The organism is Paenarthrobacter nitroguajacolicus (genome assembly GCF_051027655.1).
Classification (GTDB): Bacteria; Actinomycetota; Actinomycetes; order Actinomycetales; family Micrococcaceae; genus Arthrobacter; species Arthrobacter nitroguajacolicus.
Genome location: NZ_CP073234.1, coordinates 2,376,493 through 2,400,303, shown reverse-complemented (window position 1 = coordinate 2,400,303; position 23,811 = coordinate 2,376,493). Strand labels below are relative to the sequence as shown.

The following is a 23,811-nucleotide window of genomic DNA, read 5'->3' as shown; positions in this document are numbered from 1 at the left end:
AAACTCGCATGCCGCTACCGGAATACTTCCAAGGTCCCGAAGATTTTCCTTAGGTGGCCTCAAAGCCGTCCGTGAGAAACTAACCGAGAATCTCGGCCAGGAACGTCGCTGTGTGGCTATCCGTGGATTTTGCGACCTGCTCCGGCGTTCCAGTGGCCACGATCTTTCCTCCGCCCGAACCCCCGTTGGGGCCAAGATCCACAATCCAGTCCGCAGACTTGATCACGTCCAGGTTGTGCTCAATGGTGATCACGGTATTGCCTTTGTCCACCAAGCCCTGAAGAACCATGAGCAGCTTGCGGATGTCCTCAAAGTGCAAGCCAGTGGTGGGCTCATCGAGGACATATATGCTGCGACCGTTGGAACGCTTCTGGAGCTCGGCAGCCAGCTTAACGCGCTGGGCCTCCCCACCCGACAAGGTAGTTGCCGGCTGCCCAAGCCTGACGTAACCAAGGCCCACGTCCACCAAGGTGTTCAAATGCCGTGCGATCGGAGTGAAGGCAGCGAAGAATTCAGCACCTTCCTCTATTGGCATGTTGAGGACGTCGGCAATGGTCTTGCCCTTGTAGTGAACTTCAAGGGTTTCCCGGTTGTACCTGGCGCCGTGGCACACTTCGCAAGGGACGTAGACGTCCGGCAGGAAGTTCATCTCGATCTTCAACGTACCGTCGCCGGAACACGCCTCGCAGCGCCCACCCTTGACGTTGAACGAGAACCGTCCCGGCTGGTAACCACGTACCTTGGCTTCAGTGGTCTCAGCGAAGAGTTTCCGGATGTTGTCAAAGACACCGGTGTAGGTAGCCGGGTTGGACCGGGGTGTCCGGCCGATGGGGCTTTGATCGACGTGGACCACCTTGTCCAGATGCTCCAGCCCGGCAACCGTGCGGTGCCGTCCTGCAACCTGTTTTGCGCCGTTGAGCTTGTTGGCGAGGACCTTGTACAGGATCTCGTTCACCAACGTGGATTTGCCGGAACCACTTACACCCGTCACCGCGGTGAAAAGTCCCAAGGGGAACGTGGCGTCTACGTTGTTGAGATTGTTCTCCCTGGCGCCCACGACCTTGAGCTCACGCTTTTTGTCGTATTTTCGGCGTTTGGCGGGGACATCAATTTTGCGGCGTCCGGACAAGTAGGCGCCCGTCAGCGAGTCAGGGTTCTCCAGGAGTTCCTTGTAGGTTCCGGAGTGCACCACTTGGCCGCCGTGTTCACCGGCACCGGGTCCGATGTCAACAACCCAGTCTGCTTCGTGGATGGTGTCTTCGTCATGTTCCACCACGATCAGGGTGTTACCGAGATCCCGGAGTCGGGTGAGTGTCTCGATCAGTCGCCGGTTATCACGCTGGTGCAACCCAATGGATGGCTCGTCCAAAACGTAGAGGACACCCACCAGGCCGGAGCCGATTTGTGTGGCCAGGCGGATGCGTTGGGCCTCGCCACCGGACAAGGTACCCGAGGGTCGCTCCAGGTTGAGGTATTCCAAGCCGACGTCCAGGAGGAAGGTCAGGCGGGCCTGGATTTCCTTCAGCACCTGGTTGGCGATCTGGGCTTCCCTGTTGGTCAGGGTAAGGCTTCCCAGGAACTCCGCGCACTCACGCATCGGCAAGGCAGCGACCTCGGCGATCGACTTCCCGTTGATGAGCACGGACAGCGACGCCGGGTTGAGGCGCGCACCGTTGCACTCAGGGCAGGGAATCTGCCGCATGTACTCTTCGTACCGGTCGCGTGCCCAGTCGGAATCCGTTTCTCCGTGCTTGCGGTGGACGTACTGGATGGCACCTTCAAACCCAGTGCTGTACTTGCGCTCACGACCAAAGCGGTTCTTGTACTGGACAACAACCTTGTGATCCTTGCCGTGAAGGACGGTGTTGCGGACCTCCTTGGGCAGCTTCTCCCACGATGTCTTCATGGAGAAGCCCAGTTCGTGGGCCAGGCCCTCGAGGAGCCGGTTCCAATACTCTGTTGTCGCTGTGCCCAGGGCCCAAGGAGCAATGGCGCCTTCACCCAGGGAGAGTTCAGGATTGGGAACGATGAGCTCTTCATCCACTTCCAGCCGCGTTCCGATGCCGCTGCAGGCAGAGCAGGCACCGAAGGGGTTGTTGAAGGAGAATGAGCGCGGTTCAATTTCGTCGATGGCCAACGGGTGCTCGTTGGGACACGCCAGGTTCTCCGAGAAGGCGCGGATACGCTCGGGATCCTCGGCATCGAGGTCCACGAACTCCACCAGCACCCGGCCTTCTGCAAGGCCCAGGGCTGTCTCCACGGAGTCGGTAAGCCGTTGGCTGATCTCTTCCTTGACCACCAGGCGATCCACCACAACCTCGATGGTGTGCTTGAACTGTTTGCCGAGCTTGGGAGGATCGCTCAGCTGCACAAGTTCGCCGTCCACACGGGCACGGGAATAGCCCTTTGCGGTCAGCTCCTTGAAGAGATCGACAAACTCACCCTTGCGGCCGCGTACAACCGGGGCAAGGACCTGGAACCGTGTTCCAGGATCCAGTTCCAGGAGCTGGTCCACGATCTGTTGCGGCGTCTGCCGGGCGATGGGCTCGCCACAAACAGGGCAGTGTGGCCGGCCTACGCGCGCCCACAGCAACCGCATGTAGTCGTAGATCTCGGTGATGGTGCCCACCGTGGAACGAGGATTCTTGCTGGTGGACTTCTGGTCGATGGATACAGCAGGAGACAAACCCTCGATGAAATCGACATCAGGCTTATCCACCTGCCCAAGGAATTGACGCGCGTACGCGGACAACGACTCCACGTAGCGACGCTGGCCCTCTGCGAAGATCGTGTCAAAAGCCAGGGACGACTTCCCGGAACCGGAGAGTCCCGTGAACACGATCATGGCGTCACGGGGCAGATCGAGGTCCACGTTTCGCAAATTGTGTTCCCGGGCACCCTTGACCACCAAACGGGAAAGGTCCGGCTTGGCGGGTTTGGTATCGGGAAGGACGGAGACGCCGTTCACGGCATCCATGGCGGTATCTTCAGCTAAGGCTTTGGGCACCTACCAATGCTAATCGAAAACTTCTTCGAATTTCCATGTCGTGCCTCACATGCTACTGATCGGTATCAGTCGGCATCGTAGGCAGCAGCAAGAAGCTGCACTGCCTCAGCGAACGAAGCTCCTTGGGCCTTGGCGGCGGCGGCATATTCTGCGGCAACACCGGCTAGTGCTCCCCAACGATCATCCCGCGGGCAGACCACAGTTCCATTGCGCCCACGTGTTGCCACTACCCCGGCTGCTTCCAATTCCTTATATGCGCGGGCAACGGTGTGCGGAGCGACATCCAGCACCCCGGCCAGATTGCGAACAGGAGGAAGCTTGGCGCCAACGGCAAGGATTCCGGCATCCACCAGTTCAATGATGCGCAGTCTCAATTGTTCAAAGAGCGCAACGGCGCTGCTGGTGTTAGGGCGCCAGCTGCCCGGAAAATCCCCGGTGGGAGTCACGACGAGATCCGGCCTGGCGTCGGCTCCACACGGGGCATCTCTTGTACGAAGCATCCTTGGTCCATGCCGAGAATTAGACCAGCGACGCCGGTCAGGAACAAGCTGTCACGGCGGAGGAAACTGAATGCTACGTGGGTCGAAGCGTGCTGCCGGGTCATGCGGCCTTTTGGGCTACGGCGAAAACGCGACGGAATGGGTAGACCGTTCCATGGATCGTCGAAGGGTAGGCCTCACGCAGCAGGGCCGAGTATTCCGCTTCGAATTCAGATGCCTCCAGGGGAGTCAAGGCTGCCAATATTGGACGAAGCCCAGTGCCCCGGACCCACTCCAATACCGGGTCTTCACCTTGCAGAACCTGCTGGTAGGTGGTCTCCCAAGCGTCTGCTGCACATCCGGCGTCGAGCATGATGCCCAGGTAGTCCGCAGGACTGCCCACAGCGCCATCGTGTCGAAGCACGCCACCCAGCCGTGTAGACCACCTTGGCGATTCGGCCAGTTGCCGCATCAGGGTGTGGGACGGCGACGTGAAGTTTCCCGGCACCTGCATGGCAAACCATGCCCCCGGTTTGAGGACGCGAAGCCAACCGGCCAACATCTCCTGATGTCCGGGAATCCATTGGAGAGCGGCATTCGTGACCACGACGTCAGTATCCGCATCGGGGACCCACTGCGTGATATCGCCCAGCTGGAAGGTCAGCCGGCCGGATTGCTCCTGGGGGGACTGCTCCCGGAGGGACTGTGCTTTGAGGAGCATTTCCTCCGAGGAGTCCAGACCCACAACGTGCGCCTCAGGCCAGCGATCAACCAGCGTAGCGGTCAGGTTCCCGGGACCGCAGCCGAGGTCAATGACTGTCCTTGGTTCGTCAGCCCGGACCCTCGCGACGAGGTCATGGAATGGCCGGTCGCGATGGTTGCCGAATTCCACATACTTGGATGGATCCCACTTCACAAAAGCCTCCTCGCGTCTGCCATGCCTGCTGGGCCGAGCCTAAACCGTCCGGGCACTAAGCTGGAAACCAATGAAACTTCTTGAGCAGCTCCCCGGTTCCACGGCCACCGGTCCTTTGGACCCGGACGAAATCTACACCCGGTTCGTGGCGTGGACCGAGAGCCGTGGATTGCAGCTATACCCGGCGCAGGACGAAGCGATCATGGAGCTTGCCTCCGGCGCCAACGTTATCCTGGCCACGCCCACGGGCTCCGGTAAATCCCTGGTAGCAATTGCGGCGCACTTTGAGGCAATGGCACGCGGCCAGCGGAGCTATTACACAGCCCCGATCAAAGCACTGGTTTCCGAGAAGTTCTTCGCACTCTGCGAGATCTTCGGTGCCGAAAATGTTGGCATGATCACCGGTGATTCCGGCGTGAACCAGGATGCCCCCATCATCTGCTGCACGGCGGAAATCCTGGCCAACATCGCCCTGCGCGAAGGCTCTGCGGCCGAGCTGGGCTCCGTGATCATGGACGAGTTCCACTTTTACTCCGACCCGCAGCGCGGTTGGGCGTGGCAGGTACCGCTCCTGGAACTCCCCCAGGCCCAGTTCCTCCTGATGTCCGCCACCCTGGGCGACGTCTCCCGATTCGAAACCGGTTTGTCTGAGCTGACGGGCCGGACCACCACGACTGTCAGCTCTGCGGAACGTCCCATTCCGCTGCATTACTACTACCACCTGACCCCGGTTCACGAGACGCTGGAAGAACTGCTCTCCACCAAGCAGGTTCCCGTCTATGTGGTGCATTTCAGCCAGGCGGAAGCTATCGAGCGGGCCCAAAACCTCATGAGCATCAACATGTGCAGCCGTGCTGAAAAGGACCGCATTGCAGAGTTGATTGCTGGATTCAGGTTTGCCGCCGGCTTCGGAAAAACGCTCAACAGGCTGGTCCGGCACGGGATCGGGGTACATCACGCCGGTATGTTGCCCAAGTACCGCCGCTTGGTGGAACAGCTCGCCCAAGCAGGCCTCCTCAAGGTGATCTGCGGAACCGATACTTTGGGTGTGGGCATCAACGTGCCGATCCGGACGGTGCTGTTGACGGCTCTTAGCAAGTACGACGGCGTACGCACCAGATCGCTTAACTCACGTGAGTTCCACCAGATTGCCGGCCGCGCAGGCCGCGCCGGCTATGACACCGCCGGGACGGTGGTGGTTCAGGCTCCGGACCACGTGGTGGAGAACACCAAGGCCATGGCCAAAGCCACCGCCAAGTTTGGCGATGACCAGAAGAAACTGCGCCAAGTGGTCAAGAAAAAACCTCCGGAAGGGTTCGTTTCCTGGGGGGAGCCGACGTTCAAGCGTCTCGTGGAGTCTGTGCCCGAGCCTTTGACTTCCAGCTTTACGGTCACCCACGCGATGCTGTTGAACCTTATGGAACGGCCGGGCGATCCCTTCCAGGCAACCCGGCGCCTGCTAAGTGAGAACCATGAGAGCCGCCCGGCGCAGCTCAAGTTGATGAAGAAGGCCTTGGGAATCTACAGGGAATTGCTGGCCGCGGGTGTGGTGGAACGCATCCCGGAGGAGGAACAGGAGGCTGAAGGGCGCTCAGTCCGGCTGACTGTTCACCTGCAGGCAAACTTTGCCCTTAACCAGCCGCTCTCCCCCTTTGCGCTTGCCGCGTTGGAGCTCCTTGATCCTGAGTCTCCCTCCTACGCCTTGGATGTTGTCTCCGTCATTGAGTCCACGCTGGAGAAGCCGCGCCAGATTCTCTCTGCCCAGCAGAAGAAGGCTCGAGGCGAGGCTGTTGCCGCCATGAAGGCTGACGGCATTGAGTATGACCAGCGCATGGCCATGCTGGACGAAGTTACTTATCCCATGCCCTTGGCGGAGATTCTCGGCGAGGCCTTCGAGGTCTACCGGAAGGCGGCCCCCTGGGTGGGCGACTTCGAGCTCGCTCCGAAATCGATTATCCGGGACATGTATGAGCGTGCCATGAACTTTGGCGAGTTCGTGCAGTTCTATGGCCTTGCCCGGTCGGAGGGCATCGTCCTGCGTTACCTGGCGGATGGCTTCCGCGCGCTCAGGCAGACGGTTCCCCAGGATTCGCTCCGCGAGGACCTTGAAGACCTCATCGCGTGGCTGGGTGAGCTGGTGCGCCAAGTGGATTCCAGCCTCTTGGACGAGTGGGAAGAGCTCACGTCCGGGCTTGCCCCCACACCCCATGACGCTCCGCCGCCCCCGCCGCCGCTGCTGACCACCAACATCCGGGCTTTCCGGGTCATGGTGCGGAATGAGATGTTCCGCAGGGTTGAACTTTTTGCGGACGAGGATTCCGCAGCCTTGGGCGAACTCGACGCCGATGCCGGCTGGGACGCCGAGCGGTGGGAAGAAGTCCTGGACGACTACTTCGACGAACATGACGACATCGGCACCGGTCCTGATGCGCGGGGTCCCGGGTTGCTCATCATCACTGAGGAACCAGGGACGTGGAAGGTCCGGCAGATCTTCGATGACCCTGCGGGCAACCACGATTGGGGAATTTCGGCCGAGGTGGACTTGGCAGCATCCGATGAGACTGGAACCGCCGTGGTCCGGGTGACAGACGTCAACAGGCTCTAGGTCCACTTGCGATGAAACCCGGAGCCTTTGAATCCGTCCCGGATCTGACCGCGGGCTTGCGGGAGATGGAAGCCTTACGCGGGCAGCAGCGGGCGGCCTGCACTGGTTCGCGTCGATGGTGGGGTGGCGGCCTGGACGTGGAGGGTCTGGCGCTGGGTTCGGTTCAAGCCGCCGCTACAGCGCTCAATGCGCTGACTGGACACCCAGGCAGATACTCGATTGACTCAGGCCTGACTGCAGCGTCTTTCGATTCACTGGGGCACCTTCGGGTTGAGGGCCGGAAACCCCAAGGCTTCGCCCCCACGTCGGGATTCCGGCGCACGGCCGACGGCTGGATCCGCCTCCACGCCAACTACCCTCATCACGCAGCACGGCTGATGGAAGCGTTATCGGCCACAGTGCCGCAGGACGTTGACCGTGCGCTGTTGGCTATGACGTCCTTGGAGGCCGAGACTGTGATCGCGGCTCACAAGGGGGTGGCTGCCGCTGTCCGGAGCCGCGAGGAATGGGTGGCCTCGCCGATGCATGGCGCGGCAATCTCCGGTCCGTGGATCAGCCTCTCGCGTTCTGATATTCGGTCCGTGGGTTCGGATTCCACGCCATGGATGCCGGCGGAGAACCCGTTTCAGCCGTTGGATGGGTTGAGAGTGCTCGACCTGACACGCGTCATCGCCGGCCCTACTGCCACGCGCCTGCTGGGTGCCCTGGGCGCAGACGTCCTGCGCATCGACCCACCCGTCCTTCCGGAGCTGATCGATGCTTTTATCGACGCCGGGTTCGACAAGCGCAGCGCCGAGGCTGATTTCAGGAAGAATGAAGACATTGCAACTGTGCATGCTCTCGTCGCCTCAGCAGATGTGGTGGTCACCGGATACCGGGACGGGGGCTTGGACAAATTCGGATTGAGCCAGGACGCGCTGCTCGCCACCAAGCCCGGGCTGGTGGTTGTCACACTTACCGCATGGGGCAGCAGCGGGCCGTGGAAGGGACGGCGGGGCTTTGACAGCCTCGTCCAGGCAGCCTGCGGAATCGCTGAGCGGTATGGACGGCATCACGACGACGGGTGGACACCTGGTGCGCTTCCGGTTCAGGCACTGGACCACGCCACAGGATACGGACTCGCGGCGGCAGTGCTGGCCCTGCTGGCCGAGCGACTCATGACCGGAACCGGTGGAGCAGCGAAACTCTCCCTGGCGCGGACGGCCGAGGAGCTCTTCGCCCTGCCTTCCGGCTACCAATGCAGCCCGGTGAGCCAACTCCATGAACCGGAGTACCTTGAAGCGGACAGCCCCTACGGCGAGCTCAGGTTCGTAGGGCCGCCCCTTGTGGTGGCGGGCATACCGCTCACGTACCGGGAACCGCCCGTACGTTATGGAACGTCTACGCTTGCCTGGCGGTAGGAGTCCGGCAAGCCCCTAGTAAGCTCGAATGCATGAGTGTAATCCGCCCCGCCACCGTTGACGACGTTCCCGCCATCCTGCGTATGATCCACGACCTTGCGATCTACGAAAAGGAACCGGACGCAGTTAAGAACACCCCGGCCATGCTCACCGAAGTACTCTTTGGCGAGAACCCGCGGGTATACGCCACCATTGCCGAAAACAGCTCCGGCACAGTTCAAGGTTTCGCGCTCTGGTTCCTGAACTACTCCACATGGGAAGGCGTCCACGGCATCTACCTTGAGGACCTCTACGTAGTGCCGGATGCCCGTGGCGAGGGCCACGGAAAGGCGCTCCTGCAATATCTGGCCGCCACCGCCGTCGAACGCGGTTACGCCCGGGTGGAATGGAGCGTCCTGAACTGGAACGAACCCTCCATCAACTTCTACAAGAACCTTGGCGCTTTCCCCATGGAGGAATGGTCGACGTTCAGGCTGACAGGCCACGCACTCCAGGCCTTTGGAGCGGACGTCAGTGAGGCGAAAGAGGCGCTGACCCGTGGCTGAACCGTACGTAGCTGACGAGCGGGCCGCCACCGGCAGGCACATCATCCAAGCCCGCCACGAATTTCGTGGACTACGGACGGCGGAGCACTACTTCACTGTTCCCTTGACGCATCAGGCAGACGTACCCGACGAGACGATCACGGTCTTCGCCCGGGAATACTCGTCCACTGACCATTCGGCGGACGAAGCGGCCAAGCTGCCGTGGCTCTTGTTCCTCCAAGGGGGGCCCGGCGGCAGGGGCAATCGTGTAACGTCGCTGTCCGGCTGGATGAAGGCGGCAGCGAAGGACTTCCGCATCCTCATGCTTGACCAACGCGGCACCGGACTGTCCACCCCGATTGAGCGTCAGTCATTGGAGCTCCGGGGTGACGCCGCGTCGCAGGCAGAATACCTGACCCGCTTCCGTGCCGATTCCATTGTGGCTGACGCCGAGTACATCCGAGGTGTCCTGGGCTCCGGACCCTGGTCAGTGTTGGGACAGAGCTTCGGCGGGTTCTGTGCACTGACGTACCTGTCATACGCGCCGGAAGGACTGCGCGAAGTGCTCATCACGGGCGGCCTGGCACCGCTCCACGGTTCAGCGGAGCGCGTGTATCAAGCAACGTTCCGTCGGGTTGCAGCCAGGAACGCCGAGTATTTTTCGTGGTACCCGGAGGACCGGAAAAAGGTCACGCGCATTGCCCGTCATTTGGAGCAGCACCCTGAATTCCTCGCCAGTGGCGAACGGCTAACGCCGGAGCGTTTCCAAATGGTGGGATCCTTCCTGGGCGGCAACACCCGGGTTGATGCGCTTCACTATCTTTTGGAGGACGCGTTCATCGACACGCCCTCCGGCGAGCGGTTGTCCGAATCATTCCTTGAACAAGTACGGGGACTGGTGAGTCGGGCGGCCAATCCGCTCTACGCCGTCCTGCACGAATCAATCTACGCTCAGGGAGAGGCAACCAACTGGGCCGCCTGGCGCGTTCTGGAGGACTACCCGGAGTTCAAGCCGGAAGCCGGGGAGCCTCTGCTCACAGGCGAAATGGTGTATCCGTGGTATTTCGAACAGGATCCAGCGCTGGTTCCCTTACGCGAGGTGGCCGAACAACTGGCCGCCCGCAAGGACTGGAAACCGTTGTATGACCCCACCCGGTTGGCGTCCAACACTGTTCCCGTCGCAGCGGCTGTGTACAAGGACGACATCTACGTGGATCATGATCTATCGCTTGAGACCGCGGCCGCGGTGCGCGGACTTCAAACCTGGGTTACGTCGGACTTCCATCATGACGGCATCGGCGAAGACGGTGAGGGCATCTTCGGGAGGCTCTTCGGTATGGTGCGCGCCAACCGTTAGGTGGAGGTGCCATCGGTGCGGCCATCTATCGAGGTGGCCGCCCGCTGCCGGGTTGCCGTGACGGCTGTCAGGGCCAGCACGGCTGCGGCGAGAAGGCTGGAAGCGATATTGAGCCCTTGATAGCCGATCCACGCAAGAAGCAGGCCTGAGGTTGCGCCTCCGAGCGCCCCCGCGGCACCCATCAGGGTGTCGGAGACACCCTGCACGGTGACCCGTTGGTCAGGTACGACGCTCTCGGCCAAAAGCGTTGATCCAGCAATGGTTGCCGCCGACCAGCCCAGTCCCAGGAGAATCAACCCCGCTGTCACCAACACAGGCTCCTGCTGGCCGAACCCGGCGATGAACACCGCCACGAGAAGAAGTCCATGGCCCATGGCAATGGTCTGAAATCGGCCGGCCTTGTCTGTTAGCCAACCCCAGAGCGGAGACAGGGCGAACATTCCAGCAATGTGGAGGGAAATCGTGAGCCCGATAACCACCAGTGCATCCGTGCTGTCGGTGGTTCCGTGGTGTCCCTCATGGGATCCGCCCACCAGCTGTTGAAGATGCAGTGGGGTCATGGACATGACCGCCACCATGACGCCGTGCGCAGCCACGACGGCTGCCAGGGCCAGTATCGCCTGCGGTGATGATCGGACGGCTCGAAGACCGGACCGGATGGTTCCCCGGACAGGCTGAGGTCCCGGCTCGCCGCTAACGTCGGTCTGACGGGCCAAGCGACGGGACAGCAGCAGAGGATCTGGCCGTAGTCCCGCGTGCAGTAGCCCGGCCGCCAGGAACAATCCCACGGCCGAGAACACAAAGGGGCCGGCGATGGGCGGCAGGCCCAGTGCCGCACCTACGGCGGCTCCTGGCTGTATCAGGTTGGGCCCTGCCACAGCCCCGATGGTGATGGCCCAGACCACCGTGGACAATGATCGTCCGCGGTGCTCCGGTTCGGCGAGGTCGACGGCGGCGAAACGAGCCTGCAGGTTCGCGGCTGTGCCAAGGCCGAGAAAAGCTGCGCCAAGCAGAAGCAGGACGAACGACTCGCTCATCACTGCGGCGATGATGAGCAAGGCACCCACCATCGCAGCTGCCAGGCCGGTGACGAGTCCTACGCGCCGGCCCCGTGCCTCAGCCAACCTTGCCAGCGGCAGTGCTGCGATTGCTGCAGCCAGTGTCAGGACGGTGGTGATGGAGCCGGCCCAGGCTTCGGAACCTGATAAGTCCACGGCCAGCAGGGACCCGATGGAGAGAGTCGCCCCATTGCCAACGCCGCTGAGCAGCTGTGCGGAGCTGAGCAGGAAAACAGTACGGCGCTGAACCCGTTGTGGGTCCAGCGCCGTAGTTGAAGTGGTAGTCACTTCACGAGACTACAACCTTTGGAGGTCAGTTACTCGGCCTCGCTCATGCTCTTCTTGGCATCTGCCTCGAGTCGGGCATCCAGCTTGGCTTGCCGTGCCTGCGGGCTCATCAAGCTGGCTACGACAGCAACGATGATGGTACCGACGATGACAGCCAACGACACATAGGTGGGGATCTCAGGAGCCCATTCGATGTGGTGTCCGCCGTTGATGAACGGAAGCTCGTTCACGTGCATTGCGTGGAGGACAAGCTTGACCCCGATGAAGGCCAGGATGACGGACAGGGCATGCTTCAGGTACACCAGCCGTGTCATGAGTCCGCCGAGGAGGAAGTACAGCTGGCGCAAGCCCATCAAGGCGAAGATGTTGGCTGTGAAGACGATGAAAGCGCTTTGGGTCAGGCCGAAGATCGCGGGGATGGAGTCCACGGCGAACAGGAGGTCCGTGAGGCCGATGGTGATGAAGACGATCAGCATGGGCGTGAAGACCTTCTTGCCGTCCACCACGGTGCGGATCTTGTTGCCGTCGAACTTCTCGGACATCGGCAAGACCTTGCGCAGGCGGGCGATCAGAGGGTTTTCGGCGCCTTCTTCTTCGTCTTCGCCGGAGTCCTTGGCCTGCTTCCAGGCCGTCCAGAGAAGGAACGCGCCGAAGATGTAGAAGACCCAGCTGAACTGCTCGATGACCACTGCGCCCAAGGCGATGAAGATACCGCGAAGGATCAGCGCGATGATGATGCCCACCATGAGCACTTCCTGCTGGTACTTACGGGGCACCGAGAAGCGGGCCATGATGATGATGAACACAAAGAGGTTGTCGATGCTCAGGCTGTACTCAGTGACCCAGCCTGCGACGAATTGGCCGCCATATTCGGGGCCTGCAAAGACGAACATTGCAACTGCAAAGAGCAGGGCAAGCGCGACGTAGAAGCCGACCCACAGGCCGGCTTCCTTCATGGAAGGTTCATGGGGACGCTTGACGACCAACAGGAGGTCGATCAGCAGGATGATTCCGAGAGCGACAAAGGAGCCGATCTCAAACCAGACGGGAAGCTGCATTAAAGGTGCCTTTCGCAGGGTACGGGAAAGCGGTGTAAGTCTCTCCGGCCTGCCAGGGTGCGGTGAATGCAAATTTTGGCGGCCCGCTAGATCCGGCGAGGCATCTGTGCCTTGCGTGCTGACGGACGTAGCGCTTGGGATACTCCCCTACGTGACCTCAACCTTACCTTAGGCGTGCCCGGCGGACTGCATCTGGCGTAATTCGCGCTTCAATTCCTTGACTTCATCGCGGATGCGGGCAGCGACCTCGAACTGAAGCTCAGCAGCCGCCCCGTGCATCTGTTCGGTCAATTGCTCAATGAGGCCTACAAGGTCTTCTGCCGGAGCTGCGGCAAGGCCATCCTGCCGAACTGTGGCGGCACCTTTGGCGGCCGCCTTGCGCTTGCCGCCCTTGGCCAGCCTGTTGTTGTTGAGCAGTTCCTGGGTGTCCGCGTCTTCCTTGGCCAGCTGATCGGTGATGTCCGCAATCTTCTTGCGCAACGGCTGCGGGTCGATGCCGTGATCCGTGTTGTATTGCACCTGGATAGCTCGGCGCCGGTTGGTCTCCTCAATGGCATGGGCCATGGAGTCGGTAATCCTGTCCGCGTACATATGTACCTGACCCGAAACGTTACGGGCAGCACGGCCGATGGTCTGGATCAGGGAGGTGGAGGAACGCAGGAAACCTTCCTTGTCCGCGTCCAGAATGCTGACGAGGGATACCTCGGGAAGGTCCAAACCTTCGCGGAGCAGGTTGATGCCCACCAGGACGTCGAAGACGCCCATTCGAAGTTCGCGGAGCAGTTCCACTCGACGCAGGGTATCGACGTCGGAGTGAAGATACTCCACCTTGACGCCGTGACCCACGAGGTAGTCCGTAAGGTCTTCTGCCATGCGCTTGGTCAAGGTGGTGACCAGGACGCGCTCATTCTTTTCCGTGCGGGTCCTGATTTCACCGAGCAGGTCGTCAATCTGTCCCTTGGTGGGCTTGACCACTACCTCGGGGTCGATAAGGCCGGTGGGGCGAATGATCTGCTGCACATAGCCGTCGGCTTTGCCGAGCTCGTACTTGCCCGGGGTTGCGGACAGGTACACAGTCTGGCCGATGCGTTGCAGGAATTCATCCCATTTGAGGGGCCGGTTGTCCATCGCCGACGGCAGGCGGAAGCCGAAGTCCACGAGGTTGCGCTTACGGGACATATCGCCCTCGTACATGGCACCGATCTGCGGAATGGTGACGTGGGATTCATCAACCACCAGCAGGAAGTCATCCGGGAAGTAGTCGATCAGGCAGTGTGGTGCTGTTCCAGGCTCGCGGCCATCGATGTGCACGGAGTAGTTCTCAATGCCGTTGCAGAACCCCATCTGCTGCATCATTTCGAGGTCGTACGTAGTGCGCATCCGGAGTCTCTGGGCTTCCACAAGCTTGTTCTGGCCTTCGAGGACCTTTAAGCGATCAGCAAGTTCGTCCTCGATCCGCTTGATGGCGCGGGCCATACGCTCAGGGCCCGCCACATAGTGCGAGGCCGGGAAAACGTACATCTCTTCCTCGTCCCGGAGGACCTCACCGGTGAGGGGATGGAGTGTCTGGATGTTCTCGATTTCATCACCGAAGAACTCGATCCGAATGGCGAGTTCCTCGTACATGGGGATGATCTCAACGGTATCGCCACGGACCCGGAAGGTGCCCCGATGGAAGTCCATGTCATTGCGTGCGTACTGCATGGAGACGAACTTCCGGAGGAGATGGTCGCGGTTCATTTCTGCGCCCTTGCGGAGCGTCACCATGCCGGCGATGTACTCTTCAGGCGTACCCAGGCCGTAGATGCAGGATACCGTAGCCACCACGATGACGTCGCGGCGGGTCAGGAGGGCGTTAGTGGCAGAGTGCCGAAGCCGTTCCACTTCCTCATTGATTGAGGAGTCTTTTTCGATGAAGGTGTCCGTCTGCGCTACGTAGGCCTCTGGCTGGTAGTAGTCGTAGTAGGAGACGAAGTATTCCACCGCATTGTTAGGCAGCAGCTCCCGGAATTCATTGGCTAGCTGGGCTGCAAGGGTCTTGTTCTGGACCATCACCAGGGTGGGCCGCTGGACCTGTTCGATGAGCCATGCCGTGGTGGCGCTCTTGCCCGTACCAGTGGCGCCGAGCAGGACAACGTCCTTTTCACCGTTGTTGATTCGTTCGGTCAGTTCTGCGATGGCAGTCGGTTGATCACCCGCGGGTTTAAACTCACTGATCACTTCGAAAGGCGCGACGACACGGTTGATTTCCTGGGCAAGGCTCATGAAACCAATCTACCCCCGCCCTAGGACAGCTACTGTCCGCGTTTGCCTTCAGCTGAAGACATATACGACGGCGGCATCCAGCCTGTGCGCTCGGCCCAGGCGTTCATGAGCGGCCAGGCAACCTCGGTGAACCACGGCTCCTTTGCGTCAGCGTAGTCCCCCGTGCCGTGATCCGCCGCGTGCGCGGCCGCCAATTCCTGCTTGTGCGCCTGGTAATGGGTCAGGGCAGACTGGTCTGCCCGCAACCAGTCGCGGAAAAGCAGCGCATAGCGCCATCCGGGCGAGCCGGCCACCCGGACATGAAGGTTCACCGGCCGACCTGGATCTGCGTTGGCATGGAGTCTCTTCTGCCACTCTGCGGGATCGGCTTGGGAGGGCTTTGGGGTGTCTTGCTTAGCCTCCGGCACGGCGGGGAAGCCGGCAGCGGCAAGGAGCGGCGCGATCCTGTCGGCCGTCGCAAGATCGGCCACAGCGAGTTGGAGGTCAATCACGTCCTTTGCCGCCAGGCCCGGTACCGACGTGGAGCCGATATGGTCCACTGCAAGGATGTCGTGGGGAGCGGCAACGAGAACCCGCTCCGCGAGCCGCTCGGCCTGGACCCCCCAGTCCCCCTTCGACCGGCTCATGACAGGGCCATCGTTACGGGAGGCCCTGGTGCCCCGGCTGAGGTTCTCCGCGAAGGGGATCAGGCGCCGCTCCCACAAAGCCTCGACGGCGGCGAGCAACTCTTCCCGGCTTCCGGAGTTGGTCAGGACAACGTCGGCAGCAGCATTGCGCTCCGCACGCGTGGCCTGTGAAGCCATACGGGCCAAGGCGTCATCCCTGGACATCCGGCGGAACTCCACCATGCGCTGAATGCGCACTTCATCGGGAGCATCCACCACCAGTACCAAATGGAAGCTACTGCCCTGCCCGGTCTCGACGAGGAGCGGAATGTCCTGGACCACGATGTCACCAGGGCCGGCACCTGACACAATCGCCGCAGCAGCCTCGCGGACCAGCGGATGGATGATGCCGTTGAGTACTTCGCGTTGAGCAGGGTCCCGAAACACGATGGAACCAAGTTTGGGCCGGTCAAGCCTTCCCGTTTCGTCAAGGATTCCAGGACCGAATGCGTCCACGACGCCAGCCAGTCCTGGAGTTCCAGGCTCCACTACTTCCCGCGCAATGAGGTCTGCGTCCACAAGGATGGCACCCAATTCCTGCAGCTTGGATGCCGCCAGTGATTTCCCTGAGGCGATGCCGCCCGTCAGCCCGATCTTCAGCACCCTCCAACACTAGACTGAAGCGGTGGAAAATGAGGATGACAGCCGCGCGACAACGTACACGACACTCGCGGTGGGTTCGGATTTCCGACACGAACTGGAGATCCGGCGGTCCCGTTTCATTACCGTTCTTCGGCGCTCACCAGACGAGGAAACCGCCCGCTCACTGGTTAGTGACCTGCGGCGTGAATTCTACGACGCCCGTCACCATTGCTCGGCCTTCGTCATAGGTCCTGATCGGATGATTCAACGGTCCAGCGACGACGGCGAACCCTCGGGCACGGCAGGCATTCCCATGCTGGAGGCCCTGATCAAACGCGAGACCGCGCCGGGGGTGACGGACCTCAGCGACGTAAGTGCCGTCGTCGTGCGCTATTTCGGTGGAATCCTCCTGGGTGCGGGCGGCCTGGTCCGTGCGTACTCCGAATCGGTGTCGGCAGCCCTGGAGCGGGCACCGTTGGTTCATCGGCGAAGGCTGCGCCTGTGCGTCATCGACGTCCCCCATGCCGAGGCCGGCCGTTTGGAGAACGAACTTCGCAGCGCCGGGTACGTCATGGCGGAGACCGGATACGAACCCCGGCACACCGTACTGCGAGTGGCTTTGCCGGATGATGCAGCAGCAATTTCGGCGGCACGCTCACGGCTGGCTTCGCTGACAGCCGGCAACTTGGAGCTCAGGCCACAGGGAACAGAATGGGTTGACGTCCCCCGCTAAACATGGCCGGCTTCACGGAATATGCAAAAGGACCCCTGCCCGGAGGCAGGGGTCCTTTTTTGGCTATTCAGCACATCCCGTGAGGGAGGCGGAATTAGTTGCCGGTCAGCTTCTCACGCAGTGCGGCGAGTGCTTCGTCAGACGCCAGGGTACCAGCGTTGGACTCGGCAGCAGCCGGCTCCGAGGAGTAGCTGGTGGTGCCGGAATCGCTCTCACCGGACGTTGCAGCAGCAGCGTCGTCAGCAGCGTGCTGGGCAACCTGCTTCTTGTGGGCTTCCCAGCGGGTCTGGGCGTCAGCGTACTGCTGCTCCCAAGCGGCGCGCTGGGTCTCGTAACCTTCGAGCCATTCGTTCGACTCGGGGTCGAAGCCCTCAGGGTACTTGTAGTTGCCCTCTTCGTCGTACTCAGCGGCCATGCCGTACAGAGCGGGATCGAACTCGGTGCTGTCAGCGTCAACGCCCTCGTTAGCCTGCTTGAGGGAGAGGGAGATACGGCGACGCTCGAGGTCGATGTCGATGACCTTGACGAACAGTTCGTCGCCAACGGAGACAACCTGCTCTGCAAGCTCCACGTGGCGGACAGCCAGCTCGGAGATGTGCACGAGGCCTTCGATGCCGTCTTCGACGCGAACGAACGCACCGAACGGAACCAGCTTGGTGACCTTACCCGGAACAACCTGGCCGAGGGCGTGGGTGCGGGCAAAGGTCTGCCACGGATCTTCCTGCGTAGCCTTGAGCGACAGGGAGACACGCTCGCGGTCCAGATCCACTTCGAGGACCTCGACGGTGACTTCCTGGCCAACCTCGACAACCTCGGACGGGTGGTCGATGTGCTTCCAGGACAGCTCGGAAACGTGAACGAGGCCGTCTACGCCGCCCAGGTCCACGAATGCACCGAAGTTAACGATGGAGGAAACGACGCCCGGACGAACCTGGCCCTTTTCCAGCTTGTTGAGGAACGTGGAGCGAACCTCGGACTGGGTCTGCTCGAGCCATGCACGGCGGGACAGCACAACGTTGTTGCGGTTCTTGTCCAGCTCGATGATCTTGGCTTCGATCTGCTGACCGATGTACGGAGCGAGGTCGCGGACACGACGCATCTCCACGAGCGATGCGGGCAGGAAGCCGCGCAGGCCGATGTCCAGGATGAGGCCACCCTTGACAACCTCGATGACGGTACCAGTAACGACACCGTCTTCTTCCTTGACCTTCTCGATGTCGCCCCAGGCACGCTCGTACTGAGCACGCTTCTTGGAGAGGATCAGACGGCCTTCTTTGTCTTCCTTGGTGAGAACCAAAGCTTCGACCTGATCGCCAACGGCGACGACGTCACCGGGATCAACATCGTGCTTGATGGAAAGCTCGCGGGAAGGGATGACACCTTCGGTCTTGTAACCGATGTCGAGCAGAACTTCGTCGCGGTCGACCTTGACGACGGTACCTTCGACGAGGTCTCCGTCGTTGAAGTACTTGATGGTGGCGTCGACAGCTGCGAGGAAGTCCTCAGCGGTACCGATGTCGTTAATGGCGACTACGGGGGTACCGGGCTTCTCGGTGGAGGTGATGGTCATGTAGTAGGGGCTCCGTTGTGGATAGTTAGTCGGTCAGGCAAACCGCTGCCGCCCGGGTCCGGACGGCAGAACACGGCAAAATACCGGGTCAACCTGATTTGTGGATTAGTACAAATGGATGCATGCACGTAGTACACGCCCGTTTATTCTAGTCGCATTGGCAAAGCAGGGTCAAAAGGAGTGTCACGGCGAGAGGATGTCTCCCAGACGCGTGAACGTGACTCCTTGATCCAGTAGCTGCGGCAGGGCACGCGCATAGCCTCCGGCTGTGCCTGCGGCCGGTCTGTTGAAGTGTGAAATGACGATGTCTCCGGGCGCCACCCGCCCCACTTCGGCGGCAACGGTGGCCGCCGAAAACGTTGCGCCGCCGTCGCCGTTGACTGTGAAGTTGACCGGCAGCATACCGAGCCTTCGCGTCACCTCGACTGCGACGTCGTCGTAGAACGCAGTACCCGGACGGAAAAACTGTGGGACCTTGCCACTGATCTCCTGGAGGATCGCCTGGTTACCCATGAGTTCGTCGTAGGCAGCGGCAACGGTGGCGGTTCCATGGATGCCATACGCTGCCCTGCCGTTCACCGACAGCGGGAGGTGGGCGGTGCCGTGATTGGCGAGTTCGAACAGCGGGTCGAGCGCCAGTTCAGCCGAAAGCGAGGGGTTGGCGTGGAGCCATCGGCTGTTGACGAACAGGGTTGCAGGGACCTTGTGCCGGCGAAGAGTGTTCAGCAGTGCGTGGTCGCACCCTGTACCCCCGGGCCCGCCGCAAGCGTCGAATGTCAACGCCACGTGATGCGACCGCGAATTGTTCACGACCCCCGTCACATGCAGTCCCCATTCCTTGGGCTGCCTCCCCGCGAACTCGGCCACGATTTGTTGCTTGTCAGGTATCGACTTGGGGGGAACAGTCGGCGCGAGGGCAGCGGCCGCCTGTTCACTGGACCTGGTGGCTATGGACGGTGGCGGTACGGCCGGTCCCGTTCGGTGGGACATTGGAGCGGGCGGGCTTGTGCTTGACGTGGAAGGCTGCGTCGTACCGCCCCTGTCCGCACACGCCGTCAGAGCGGCGGACGCAAGGCCCGCCATTACAAGCAGCACTGATCGCCGGCCGGCCAATGGCCGCCGCTTGGAATCCCCCATGGATGTCCCTATCTGGTTTGTAGCTATGTGGTTGTAAAGACGTGCTTGCGAAAGACGAGGTTGCTAGAAGTGCGTCAGACAGTGAGCGGAACGTTCGACGGCAAACAACTGCTGGGCCAGGAAAGCAGCTCCCGCTGTTTTCTCGCTGATACGACCTGCAGCGGCCAACGTTACCGGCGACACGGCACCAAGGTAGATGGATGCGAGATCTGTGACGTCCAGGATGAGGTCCGGCGCCTCGCCGGACGCTTCATTCACGACGGCGGCAGCACCGCCGTCGGACTCCAGAACCCAGGTGCCACCCGCCAGACCCAAAGAATCCGACACCTCCAGCACCAGCCTGCCGGCGGCCGGGAAGCTGCGGGCGCGCAGGGCAGCAGGAGTATCGAGGATCCTAAGCCACAGCATGTCGCGGATCTCAGAGGCCTCGATGCACCTTGGGTCTTCCAAGGCCCATGCGAGGGGGTCGTCCACAGGCGCTTCTGCCCAGGTCACTTCGTCAATGAGGTCGATGCTGCCCAGGAATCGCCACAGGTCCAGGTAGGCCGCGTTGCTTGCCGCGACGAGGTCCACGATTTCCATGGTGTAAGGCTTATGGTCCCACCCTTTAAAGCGGTACGAAACGTAACCATCCAATGATCCGGAAGGGTCATAGTGAAGGGCGCAGCGGACGGAGGTGTCGGGCTTGCCGTCATGGCCGATGGAACCGGAGGCAAGCAGCCGGTAGTACTCTTGCCTGTCGATGGAACCCGGCGAGAGCCGCTGGACGCGTTCAAAAACCTGCGGCGCGATGTCCAGCAAAACAGAGGGATCGGCGACTTCCACGGCGCCCAGCGGCTGGCCCCTGAGGCGGAATCTTGGCCCGGTATCAACCTTGATGCTTCGCTCAAAAGTGGCAACACCGAAGCCGAAGCGGCCATAAATGGACGCCTCTGACGCGGTGAGGGCGGCCATGGCCAGGCCGTCATCCTTGGCAGCTTCCAAGTCGGCGGTGATCATGCCGCGAAGAATCCCGTTCCGCCGGTGGGTGCCGCGGACTGTCACGGCGGTGACGAGGTTGGATTCAAGCTGGCGGCCAAAACCTATGTTCAGGGCCTTGCGCATAGTCGCGTACGTTGCCACCGGAACCTCGGAGCCAAGCGAATGCACAGGCACGGTGCCATTGGCATAGACGCCTGTCAGTTCGCGCTTGTCCCTTTGGTAGGCCGCCAGGGTTTTGGCCAGGTATTCATCATCGCGCCGCTGTTGATGGAATCCGTGGGAGACGGCCTGCACCCAGGTGGTGCAGCGGCCATAGCCGGCGTCTTCAGGATCGGCTACGGCTGGGAAACGTTGGACGGTGTATTTTCCGGACATCTTTTCATTGGGATCGGCCACGCCTTCGAGCCTAGCCAGAGGCCGGAGGGCGCGCCACCATCAAGGCGGCGCGCCCTCCGGCGTTCCTCTGAAAGCTTCCGTGGACTAGTGTCCGGCCTCGTACCAGCTGGAACCGACGCCAATCTGGACATCAAGCGGGACGGACAACTCAGCGGCCGAACCCATCTGGTCGATGACCAACTTCTCCACGGCTTCGCGTTCGCCCGGGGCCACTTCCAGGACAAGTTCGTCGTGGACCTGCAGCAGCAGGCGCGATTTGAGGCCCTGGCTGGCGAGCTCCGCCGAGACACCCAGCATGGCGCGCTTGATGAGGTCCGCAGCCGAGCCCTGGATGGGCGAGTTCAGGGCGATGCGTTCTGCTGCTTCCCTTGCCTGCCGGTTCGTGCTGGTCAGGTCCGGCAGGTAGCGGCGACGACCCTCAATGGTGGCCGTATAACCGTCCGTCCTGGCCTGATCCACTACACCGCGCAGGTAGTCACGCACCCCGCCGAAGCGGTCGAAGTAGTCCTTCATGAGCGTGCGTGCCTCATCCACGGAGATTTCCAGCTGCTTGGACAAGCCGAAGGACGTCAGGCCGTACGCCAGGCCATAGGACATCGCTTTCACCTTGGAGCGCATGGCACTGGTAACTTCGGCCGGTGCCACGTTGAAGATCCGCGATCCTACAAAGCGGTGCAGGTCCTCGCCGTCACGGTATGCCTGGATCAGCGCTTCGTCGCCTGAAAGGTGAGCCATGATGCGCATTTCGATCTGCGAGTAGTCGGCCGACAACAGGCACTCGTAGCCTTCGCTGACGACGAAGATGCCGCGGACGCGACGTCCTTCCTCGCTGCGGACCGGGATGTTCTGCAGGTTGGGGTTGTTGGACGAGATGCGGCCGGTGGCTGCAATGTTTTGCGCATACGTTGTGTGGATGCGTGCATCATCAGCAACGGACTTTTTGAGGGTCTCCACCATCTGAGCCAGCTTGGAAGACTCGCGGTGCGCCATGAGCTGGACCAGGAATTCGTGGCCGGTCTTCTCCAGCAGCCCCTTCAGGGACGCGGCGTCCGTGGTGTAGCCGGACTTGATCTTCTTGGTCTTGGGCAGGCCGAGTTCCTCGAAAAGGACCGTCTGCAACTGCTTGGGCGATCCGAGGTTCACCTCGTGGCCGATCGCCGCGAATGCCTGTTCCTGGGCATTCTCGATCACCTTGGTGAGGTCCGCGAGTTGCTCGTCCATACGGTCCGTGGACACAAAGATGCCGGTCAGTTCCATCTGTGCCAGCACACGTGCCACAGGAAGCTCCAGCGTCGTCAGCAGGGCGTCAGCCTTGATGTCGGCAAGTTCCGTTTCGAAGTGCTTGCTGAGGGCATGTACGACGGCGGCATGCTGGACGAGCGCTGCTGCTGCAGCCTGGTCTGTTCCACCCGAGAGGTCGAGTTCCAGCTGCCCGGACTGTGTGGCGGCCGTGGCAAGGGAGATCTTCAAGTGAACTTGGGCGAGCTCGGCGAGGTCGTAGCTACGGCGGTCCGGCTGGATCAGGTAGCCGGAGATGGAGGTGTCATCCACTACGCCCTCCAAGCCGAGGCCACGGTTGTGGAGAGCCTTGAGGGCCGACTTGAACTCGTGAAGCACCTTGGCTTCCTCGGGGTCCTTGAGCCACCGAGCCAGGACGGTCTCAGCTGCAGCGTCCAGGCTCGTCAATTCGATGTACGCAGCTCCGTTGCTCCTGACGACAGCCAAGGCACTCGCGTCATCACCGATGCGTCCAGGGACCAGCTGTACTGCCAACGCTGAACGCACACCGGATCCGGCTGCGAAGAAGGCCTCAAGTCCCGCGGCGTCCGTGAGTACCGAGTAGTCAGGGGCATCGATGGTGTCGGGGGCCGCTCCGGCAGTGTCATCACCGTAGAGGTCGAACAACCGCGTACGGAGCGTCCGGAATTCGAGTTCCTCGAACAGATCCTCTATGGCCTGGCGATCCGGACGTGGCTCATGCAAGTCAGCCAAGGTGAGGGGAAGGTCGAGGTCGGTCAGCAGCCGGTTGAGCCTGCGGTTGCGCTTGACGTTTTCAATGTTTTCCTTCAGGGCCCCTCCCACCTTGCCGCCGATGGAGTCAAGGTTGTCAAGGATGCCTTCCAGGCCACCGTAGAGATTAATCCACTTGGCCGCGGTCTTGGGGCCAACGCCCGGAACGCCGGGAAGGTTGTCCGCAGTTTCGCCCACGAGCGCGGCGAGGTCCGAGTACAAACCAGGCTTGACGAAGTACTTCTCCTCGATGGCCGCAGCGTCCATCCTGGGGATGTTGCTGACACCCTGCTTGGGATACAGCACAAAGACGTTGTCGTTGATCAGCTGGAACGCGTCCCTGTCGCCTGAGACAAGAAGGACTTCGAAGCCTGCAGCGTCACCTTGGGCTGCCAGCGTGGCCAAGACATCATCGGCTTCATAGCCGGGCATGGCTATGGTCCTGATGCCCCAGGCTTCCATGACCTTGGCAATGAGGCCGATCTGGCCGGCAAACTCCGCAGGAGTGGCGTTCCTGCCACCTTTGTATTCGCTGTACTCCGCTTTGCGGAACGTCGTGTCGTCCGAGACGTCGAAAGCGACGGCAACGTGGGTGGGCTTCTGGTCCTTGATCAGGTTGATCAGCATGGACGTAAACCCGTGCACTGCGTTGGTGTACTGACCCCTGGCCGTGGAGAAATTCTCTGCGGGAAGGGCGTAGAAAGCCCGGAAAGCCATGGAGTGGCCGTCCAGGACCAGCAGCCTGGGCCGGCCCTCCCCCATTGAGCTGGTGGATGCTGT

General features: G+C 61.4%; 17 protein-coding genes. 6 read left to right on the top strand and 11 right to left on the bottom strand.

Going from position 1 to position 23,811, the window contains the following annotated elements:
• Nucleotides 1-79: 79 nt before the first annotated feature.
• From uvrA to KCX59_RS11410, 3 genes are all read right to left on the bottom strand, one after another.
• Entirely contained in the window at nucleotides 80-3,007 is a 2,928-nt protein-coding gene (uvrA, locus tag KCX59_RS11420; RefSeq protein ID WP_178993030.1) for an excinuclease ABC subunit UvrA, read from the bottom strand.
• A gap of 65 nt (nucleotides 3,008-3,072) precedes the next feature.
• Entirely contained in the window at nucleotides 3,073-3,453 is a 381-nt protein-coding gene (locus tag KCX59_RS11415) for a GntR family transcriptional regulator (RefSeq protein WP_091467334.1), read from the bottom strand.
• Nucleotides 3,454-3,607: 154 nt separating this feature from the next.
• The gene (locus KCX59_RS11410; protein ID WP_179016666.1) at nucleotides 3,608-4,402 is read right to left on the bottom strand and encodes a trans-aconitate 2-methyltransferase; all 795 of its coding nucleotides are present in this window, start codon (nucleotides 4,400-4,402) and stop codon (nucleotides 3,608-3,610) included.
• Nucleotides 4,403-4,472: 70 nt separating this feature from the next.
• Between KCX59_RS11410 and KCX59_RS11405 the strand changes: the two genes are divergently transcribed.
• Genes KCX59_RS11405 through KCX59_RS11390 form a run of 4 tightly spaced genes read left to right on the top strand, consistent with a single transcriptional unit; the run spans nucleotide 4,473 to nucleotide 10,288 of the window.
• On the top strand, nucleotides 4,473-7,007 hold the full coding sequence (locus tag KCX59_RS11405; RefSeq protein WP_091467332.1) for a DEAD/DEAH box helicase: 2,535 nt from the start codon (nucleotides 4,473-4,475) through the stop codon (nucleotides 7,005-7,007).
• Between the two features lie 11 nt (nucleotides 7,008-7,018).
• On the top strand, nucleotides 7,019-8,407 hold the full coding sequence (locus tag KCX59_RS11400) for a CoA transferase (RefSeq protein WP_179016667.1): 1,389 nt from the start codon (nucleotides 7,019-7,021) through the stop codon (nucleotides 8,405-8,407).
• Between the two features lie 32 nt (nucleotides 8,408-8,439).
• On the top strand, nucleotides 8,440-8,952 hold the full coding sequence (locus KCX59_RS11395) for a GNAT family N-acetyltransferase (protein WP_179016668.1): 513 nt from the start codon (nucleotides 8,440-8,442) through the stop codon (nucleotides 8,950-8,952).
• Entirely contained in the window at nucleotides 8,945-10,288 is a 1,344-nt protein-coding gene (locus KCX59_RS11390) for an alpha/beta fold hydrolase (RefSeq protein ID WP_179016669.1), read from the top strand. The genes KCX59_RS11395 and KCX59_RS11390 overlap by 8 nt, the downstream gene beginning before the upstream one ends.
• Here KCX59_RS11390 and KCX59_RS11385 read toward each other — a convergent pair.
• The 4 genes from KCX59_RS11385 to coaE all read right to left on the bottom strand — a co-directional run bounded on the left by KCX59_RS11385 (nucleotide 10,285) and on the right by coaE (nucleotide 16,225).
• Entirely contained in the window at nucleotides 10,285-11,634 is a 1,350-nt protein-coding gene (locus KCX59_RS11385; protein WP_179016670.1) for an MFS transporter, read from the bottom strand. The two genes, KCX59_RS11390 and KCX59_RS11385, sit on opposite strands and share 4 nt — an antisense overlap.
• Before the next feature lie 29 nt (nucleotides 11,635-11,663).
• Nucleotides 11,664-12,692 (bottom strand): TerC family protein, encoded by a 1,029-nt coding sequence (locus KCX59_RS11380; RefSeq protein ID WP_091467322.1) that lies wholly within the window; start codon nucleotides 12,690-12,692, stop codon nucleotides 11,664-11,666.
• Between the two features lie 168 nt (nucleotides 12,693-12,860).
• Nucleotides 12,861-14,957 carry an excinuclease ABC subunit UvrB gene (uvrB, locus tag KCX59_RS11375; RefSeq protein WP_091467321.1) on the bottom strand — a complete coding sequence of 699 codons (2,097 nt, stop codon included), beginning with the start codon at nucleotides 14,955-14,957 and terminating at the stop codon, nucleotides 12,861-12,863.
• Nucleotides 14,958-14,986: 29 nt separating this feature from the next.
• Nucleotides 14,987-16,225 carry a dephospho-CoA kinase gene (coaE, locus tag KCX59_RS11370; protein ID WP_179016671.1) on the bottom strand — a complete coding sequence of 413 codons (1,239 nt, stop codon included), beginning with the start codon at nucleotides 16,223-16,225 and terminating at the stop codon, nucleotides 14,987-14,989.
• 22 nt (nucleotides 16,226-16,247) lie between these two features.
• Between coaE and KCX59_RS11365 the strand changes: the two genes are divergently transcribed.
• Nucleotides 16,248-16,937 carry an IMPACT family protein gene (locus tag KCX59_RS11365; protein ID WP_179016672.1) on the top strand — a complete coding sequence of 230 codons (690 nt, stop codon included), beginning with the start codon at nucleotides 16,248-16,250 and terminating at the stop codon, nucleotides 16,935-16,937.
• Nucleotides 16,938-17,031: 94 nt separating this feature from the next.
• Here the strand turns inward: KCX59_RS11365 and rpsA are convergent, their stop codons facing one another.
• Nucleotides 17,032-18,507 carry a 30S ribosomal protein S1 gene (gene rpsA / locus KCX59_RS11360; RefSeq protein WP_011774756.1) on the bottom strand — a complete coding sequence of 492 codons (1,476 nt, stop codon included), beginning with the start codon at nucleotides 18,505-18,507 and terminating at the stop codon, nucleotides 17,032-17,034.
• A gap of 183 nt (nucleotides 18,508-18,690) precedes the next feature.
• Nucleotides 18,691-19,374 carry a polysaccharide deacetylase family protein gene (locus tag KCX59_RS11355; protein ID WP_370629155.1) on the bottom strand — a complete coding sequence of 228 codons (684 nt, stop codon included), beginning with the start codon at nucleotides 19,372-19,374 and terminating at the stop codon, nucleotides 18,691-18,693.
• A gap of 10 nt (nucleotides 19,375-19,384) precedes the next feature.
• Between KCX59_RS11355 and KCX59_RS11350 the strand changes: the two genes are divergently transcribed.
• The gene (locus tag KCX59_RS11350; protein WP_256871322.1) at nucleotides 19,385-19,681 is read left to right on the top strand and encodes a hypothetical protein; all 297 of its coding nucleotides are present in this window, start codon (nucleotides 19,385-19,387) and stop codon (nucleotides 19,679-19,681) included.
• Nucleotides 19,682-19,707: 26 nt separating this feature from the next.
• Here the strand turns inward: KCX59_RS11350 and KCX59_RS11345 are convergent, their stop codons facing one another.
• Together KCX59_RS11345 and polA are read right to left on the bottom strand one after the other, a co-directional pair.
• A complete protein-coding gene (locus KCX59_RS11345) occupies nucleotides 19,708-21,021 on the bottom strand; it encodes a GNAT family N-acetyltransferase (RefSeq protein ID WP_179016674.1) in 1,314 nt (437 codons plus the stop codon).
• A gap of 84 nt (nucleotides 21,022-21,105) precedes the next feature.
• The gene (gene polA, locus KCX59_RS11340) at nucleotides 21,106-23,748 is read right to left on the bottom strand and encodes a DNA polymerase I (protein ID WP_256870492.1); all 2,643 of its coding nucleotides are present in this window, start codon (nucleotides 23,746-23,748) and stop codon (nucleotides 21,106-21,108) included.
• Nucleotides 23,749-23,811 lie beyond the last annotated feature (63 nt).